The following is a 5,293-nucleotide window of genomic DNA, read 5'->3' as shown; positions in this document are numbered from 1 at the left end:
GCCCTGGTTGGGCGGGGACCGGCGTTCGGCTTTTCCGGAGCGGGACACCCAGAACCGCTCGTGGGGGCGCACCGGTTGCCCTCAGGGACCAGCCCGGTTGCCCTCAGGGGCAGATCACAGCAGGTTACGGGCGGGTCGGTTTGGTTCGGACGGGTGCACGATGCAACAGTGTCCGTCGGGTATTGACATGGTCACGAGACGTGAGGGGGACGTGGGGGAGGAGCGGGAATTCGGAGACGAACGGCCTGGAAACGCTCAGTTTCCTTGCCGGATGTCGCTCAGGGTCCCGCTGACGTTGAGGAGTTCGTGGCACGTGGGCGCCTGCTTGCCCGAGGCCGGGGTGCCCGGCACCTCGCAGGTCACGTTCGCGGTCACGGCCTGGTCCTCGGGGACCTGGAGGGGAGTCACCCAGTGGTAGTCCTGGTTGCGGAAGGTCTCCAAGGCGATCGTGGTGATGGTCGTGTTGCCGGCCATGATGGTCACCAGCCCCTGGTCGCCCTGGAAGTTGGCGACCACGAGGTCGGTGATGTCGAAGACCTTGCCGTGCGGCACCTGGTAACTGCCGGTCTTGGCGGTTCCGGTCTCGGTCACGACGTCGATCGCGGCGGAGCTCTGCTGGCCGGTCCCCGGCACCGCCAGGCCGCCCGGACCGCCCTGGCTGCCCGGGCCGGTGGTCGGCTTCCCGGCGCCCGGCTTGGTCTGGCCGCCCGGGGTGCTCCCGGTACCGGGGCTGCCCGGTGTGTCACCGGCCGGAACGCCGGCGGGCGGGGCCGGGGTGGCGATCTGCTGGGCGACGGCCTTCTCGGCCGCCTGCTTGGCGGAGCTGCGCACCGCCGGACGGACCAGGGCGAACCAGGCCAGCAGCAGCGCGATCAGCGCCGCCAGCAGCGCGAGCAGCCACTTCGGGAAGATCGGCAGCTGGAGGAACTCGCCGTCCAGCAGCGGTTTCTGGACGGGCGGCTGCGCGGTGCCCGGTGCGGCCTCCGGCGCCTTCTCCTCCTTCGCGTCCTTCCCGTCCTTGCCGGGCTTGCCGTCCTTCGCGTCCTTGCCGTCCGCCCGCTCCTCCGGGCCCACCGTCACCTCGAACGGCCAGGCCGCCTGCTTGCCGAACCAGATCAGCTTGCGGGTGCGCGCCTGCACCCGCACCTCCCCGGACTCGCCGGGCTCCAGCCGCAGCTTCTCCGGCGTGACCCGGAACCGCAGGTCCTCACCGGCCTGTCCCGGAGTGAACGTCACACCGGTCGGAGCGTTGCCGAGGTTGCGCACCGAGGCCCGGTAGCGCCCGCGCAGCCAGCCGCGGCGACGGCGCGGGGCCAGCGCGGCCTGAAGCTCCTGGAACGGCGTCACGGTGACCGTGGCCTCCGGCACCGTCACCAGGTCGGGGCGCTCGACCGGCAGTACCCGGATGCCGAGCGGGAACTCGCCGGCCCGGGTGGCGGGGGAGCGAGGCGGGGCCAGCCGGACCGTCACGGTCTCGGACGTCCCCGGGTACAGCGAGACCCGGGCCGGCTCCACCTTCGTCCAGCCGGCACAGTCGCCGACCACCTCGAACGTGTAAGCCTCGACGATGTCGAGGTCGTTGCGGACCGTCAGGGTCGTGGTGGCCACGCCACCGGGGGCCACCGTGAGTGCTGGCAGGCCGAGTTCGGCGGATGTGGTCATAGCGTGACGGTAGGGCCGTACCGCGCCGGAGAAGAGGGCCGTACGGGCAAGCTGGGGGCCACACCCCTTGCCCGTACGGACCGACCGGAGACCCCGCCCGGTCCCGTCGCGGGCCCGGCCCGGCTCCACGTGACCCGCCCCCAAGCCCCCGGCCGGCACCGCCCCGCGGCGCCCGGCCGTCACCCTCGCAGGCACTTGCAGAATGGAGCAGTTCGATGACGTCGACCGATACAACCCGTGAGGAAGCCGTCACAGCCCGCCGCACCACGGTGGCACCGAAGCCCGCCGGCGCCGCCGTCCCGCGCGTACCCGCCCAACTCCGCGGCAGGCCCAGCCAGGTGCGGGTGGCGGTCTACGCGGAGGACCTCATCCTGCAGACCGGCGTGGTCCAACAGCTGCGCCAGCGGCCCGAGGTCGTCCTGCTGAACGAGAGCGAGGCCGGGCAGGCCGAGGTCTCCCTGCTGGTGGTCGACGCGCTGACGGAGACGGTGACCGAGCACCTGCGGCGGCTGCGACTCGCCACCACCGGCCGGATAGGCCTGGTGGTGGGGCACTTCGAGGCCGGCGGGCTGCAGACCATCGTGGAGAACGGGGTCGCCGCCGTGCTGCGCCGCTCGGAGGCCGACCAGGACCGGCTGGTGAACCTCATCACCGCGCTGGCCAACGGGGAGGGCGTGATGCCGGGCGACCTGCTCGGCGAACTGCTCGACCGGATCGGCATCCTCCAGCGCACCATGCTCGACGGGCGCGGCCTGACCCTCTCGACGTTAACTGCACGGGAGGCGGAGATGCTGAAGCTGGTGGCGGAGGGCTTCGACACCAGCGAGATCGCCGCCAAGACGTCGTACTCGGAGCGCACGGTGAAGAATGTGCTGCACGAGATCATCACCCGCCTCGGCCTCCGCAACCGGGCCCACGCGGTGGGGTACGCCATGCGGCGCGGGCTCATCTAGCGGCATGACGGTGCCCCGCCCGGGTGGGCGGGGCACCGCGTGGAGCGGGGGAGTTCACGCGGGGGACATGACCTCGTAGAGGTTCCCGGCTTCGTCGGTGAAGTACAGCCCGCGAGGGCACAAGGGGTGGTCGGTCCGGCCGTTGCCGGGCTCGCGGGGATCGTCGCCGAAAGGCACGTCGGCCTCGCGGAGCCGGGAGAGGATCCCGTCGAAGGAGGCCGGGTCCACGTCGAAGGCCAGATGATGGCCGACCGGGTCCTCGACGGTCATGAAGTCCAGGGTGAGGGAGTCGTTGACCCGCACCGGCGCGAAGTGCCGGTCGGCGCCCTGGTAGTCGAGGCCCATGACAGAGGCGAAGAAGAGGGCTGCCGCTTCGTTGTCGACGGCCGGAACGATGGTGTGGTTCAGGGATATGGGCATGTGAGCCTGCCTCTCTGTGGGGTGATCAGAGCAGCCCGAAGTCGAACTCGCCGGTGGCGACGGCGGCGATGAAGGAGGAGTGGGCCGCTAGGTCGAAGGCCAGGGCGGGGCCGGAGGGGTCCTTCGAGTCGCGGATGTAGGAGACCGGCTCACCCAGGGCGAACTCGACGCAGTTCGTGGACTCGTTGCTCTGTGATGACTTGCGCCAGACTGCGGCGATGGTGGCTGCGTTCGGGATGAACGTCATGTGAGCTTGTCTCTCTGTTCGATGATCAGGGCGAGGGAGTCGTCGAGGCCCAGAGCATCCGCTCGGATGGCGTCGAACTTCGCCGAGTACAGCGCCACATCGGCGGCGTCCTCGACCCAGAGGTCGTTCAACGCGCCCTCCACGAGGACGACGTCGAGATCCTGCCGTTGCGGAAATCCGAGGATGGAGAAGGCACCGCCCATGCCATGGTGCGCAGGTGCACCAATGGGCATCACCTGGATCTTGACGTTGGGCTGGCTTGCTCTGTCGGCGATCCTGGCGAGTTGCTCAGCCATGACCTTCGGTCCGCCGACTCCGGACCGGATTGCGGCTTCGTTTATCACTGCCCACAGCGCGAGCGGTTCGGCTCGGGTCAGCGCGCTCTGGCGTGCCATGCGGACATCGACGAGTGCCTCGACGTTGACTCCAGGGCGGAGAGTGAGCTTCCTGATGATCTCGCGCGCGTAGGCGGGAGTCTGAAGAAGACCTGGGATGAAGAAGCCTTCGTAGGAGCGCATCGATGAGGCGCTTGCCTCCAACGAGATGAGGTTGCCAAGCGGCTCCCCGATGTCAGCGCTGTAGCTTTGCCACCACATTCCGCGCTGTGCGCCGCGCTTGGCCAGATCCACGAGCGCGTTGATCAACTCGTGGTCCTCGCACCGGTAGAGGGCGAGGAGTCGCTTGACGTCATCGACCTTGGTGGCACCCCGGCCGTTCTCAAGGCGGGACAGCTTCGGCTGGCTCATCCCGCTCAGCGCTTCGGTGACTTCCTCATGCGAGAGGCCGGCTTCCTCTCTCCGGCGGCGGAGTTCGGCCCCGAGTTGCCTCCGCCGAACCGTCGGACCTGTTGCTCCGCCCATCCCCGCCCTCTCTGAGCCTCAGTGGACCAGTCTGCCTTCCCGGCGGGCACGTTCGCCACCGGCTATGGCCACTGTAGGGGCCCTGCTGGGCGTTCGATTTGAATATATCCAAAACATCATGACGAGTTGCCAAACATAGACGCCTGGCCCCATGCTGTGTGTGACGGGCTGCACACTGACAGCAATTGCTGGATGCTTCGTCGTGTGCACACGTCGCGATCGCACTCCGGGTCGACTCCCCTGACTGATCATCGGTCGCTCGGAGTCATCTCTCGACTCCCATGGAGGTTTCTTCGTGTCTCCCCTTGGACTCCCCCCTGACTGGTCGGCCGCGCGCGAAGAGTTGCGCGAGCTCACGGCGCGCGCCGGGTGGGACGCCGACCTGGTCGCCGATGCCGAGGTCGCGCTCCTCGAACTGTTCGTCAACGCCTGGCGCCACGGCGGCAGTGCGGCGCCGCTCGTCGTCATCGCGCTGCTCGACCACGTGCTCCGGGTCTCCGTCAGCGACGGCAGCCCCATCGTCCCGATCCGGCGGGACGGCTCCGACCTCCTCGCCGTCTCCGGCCGGGGTCTGCGTCTCGTCCGCTCGCTCACCGACCGCTTCGGCACGGAGTCCCGCAAATCGGGCAAATCCGTCTGGTTCGAGCTGGACGCCGCCGCGTGACCGCCGACCACCGCCGCCCGACCGGGCCGGCCGACGCGATCATGCGCACCTACACCGAGCCGGAGGTCGCCTCCCTGCTCGACGAACTCCACGAGCGGGGCCGCAAGTTCGGCCTCCTCTGGCCCGGTGCGGCCACGGACCACGTGGGGGTCGACGGCCGCGTCTCGGTCCGCTTCGGCATGGCTCCCGCCAGTACTGTCCTCAACCTCCTCGCGATCCTCCGGCACTACGAGAGGACCGAAGCCCCGTGCGACTCCTGATCGATCTCGCCCTTCCCCTTCTCCTGCTCCTCGCCATCGCCGTCGTCGGCCTCGGCGCGGTCGCCGTCCTGCGGATGCCCCACCGCCCGGATGAACGCGCCGCAAGTCCCAGCCCAGGCCGAGACCGCCAACCGGTGGCCTGAAGCCCCACTCGCCCATGCCGCCCGGCCGGACCCGCCGAGCGGCATGGGCGTGCGCACACGAAGTCGGCCCGGCCCACATCCTGC

7 protein-coding genes are annotated in these 5,293 nt (G+C 69.7%); 3 read left to right on the top strand and 4 right to left on the bottom strand.

Features of this window, described 5'->3' with window-relative positions; translation table 11 throughout:
• Positions 1-255: 255 nt before the first annotated feature.
• Positions 256-1,662 (bottom strand): hydrolytic protein, encoded by a 1,407-nt coding sequence (locus ACFRQN_RS39720; protein ID WP_181970399.1) that lies wholly within the window; start codon positions 1,660-1,662, stop codon positions 256-258.
• A gap of 215 nt (positions 1,663-1,877) precedes the next feature.
• On the opposite strand from ACFRQN_RS39720, the gene ACFRQN_RS39715 reads away from it, so the two are divergent.
• Positions 1,878-2,615: a response regulator transcription factor gene (locus ACFRQN_RS39715; RefSeq protein ID WP_079272162.1), complete on the top strand. Its 738-nt coding sequence runs from the start codon at positions 1,878-1,880 to the stop codon at positions 2,613-2,615.
• Between the two features lie 54 nt (positions 2,616-2,669).
• Here ACFRQN_RS39715 and ACFRQN_RS39710 read toward each other — a convergent pair whose 3' ends face one another.
• From ACFRQN_RS39710 to ACFRQN_RS39700, 3 genes are read right to left on the bottom strand one after another with little or no spacing between them, the layout of a single operon-like run.
• Positions 2,670-3,035: a VOC family protein gene (locus ACFRQN_RS39710; protein ID WP_380745503.1), complete on the bottom strand. Its 366-nt coding sequence runs from the start codon at positions 3,033-3,035 to the stop codon at positions 2,670-2,672.
• 25 nt (positions 3,036-3,060) lie between these two features.
• Entirely contained in the window at positions 3,061-3,282 is a 222-nt protein-coding gene (locus tag ACFRQN_RS39705; protein ID WP_380745501.1) for a DUF397 domain-containing protein, read from the bottom strand.
• The gene (locus tag ACFRQN_RS39700) at positions 3,279-4,142 is read right to left on the bottom strand and encodes a helix-turn-helix transcriptional regulator (RefSeq protein ID WP_074002712.1); all 864 of its coding nucleotides are present in this window, start codon (positions 4,140-4,142) and stop codon (positions 3,279-3,281) included. Before ACFRQN_RS39700 ends, ACFRQN_RS39705 begins: the two co-directional genes overlap by 4 nt.
• A 295-nt stretch (positions 4,143-4,437) precedes the next feature.
• On the opposite strand from ACFRQN_RS39700, the gene ACFRQN_RS39695 reads away from it, so the two are divergent.
• Both ACFRQN_RS39695 and ACFRQN_RS39690 read left to right on the top strand, forming a co-directional pair.
• Positions 4,438-4,806, top strand: a complete 369-nt coding sequence (locus ACFRQN_RS39695; RefSeq protein WP_074002711.1) for an ATP-binding protein — start codon at positions 4,438-4,440, stop codon at positions 4,804-4,806.
• Entirely contained in the window at positions 4,803-5,066 is a 264-nt protein-coding gene (locus tag ACFRQN_RS39690; protein WP_117485911.1) for a hypothetical protein, read from the top strand. Before ACFRQN_RS39695 ends, ACFRQN_RS39690 begins: the two co-directional genes overlap by 4 nt.
• The last annotated feature ends 227 nt before the right edge of the window (positions 5,067-5,293 follow it).

The organism is Kitasatospora sp. NPDC056800 (assembly GCF_042789775.1).
Classification (GTDB): Bacteria; Actinomycetota; Actinomycetes; order Streptomycetales; family Streptomycetaceae; genus Kitasatospora.
This window is presented reverse-complemented; position numbering and strand designations above follow the sequence as displayed.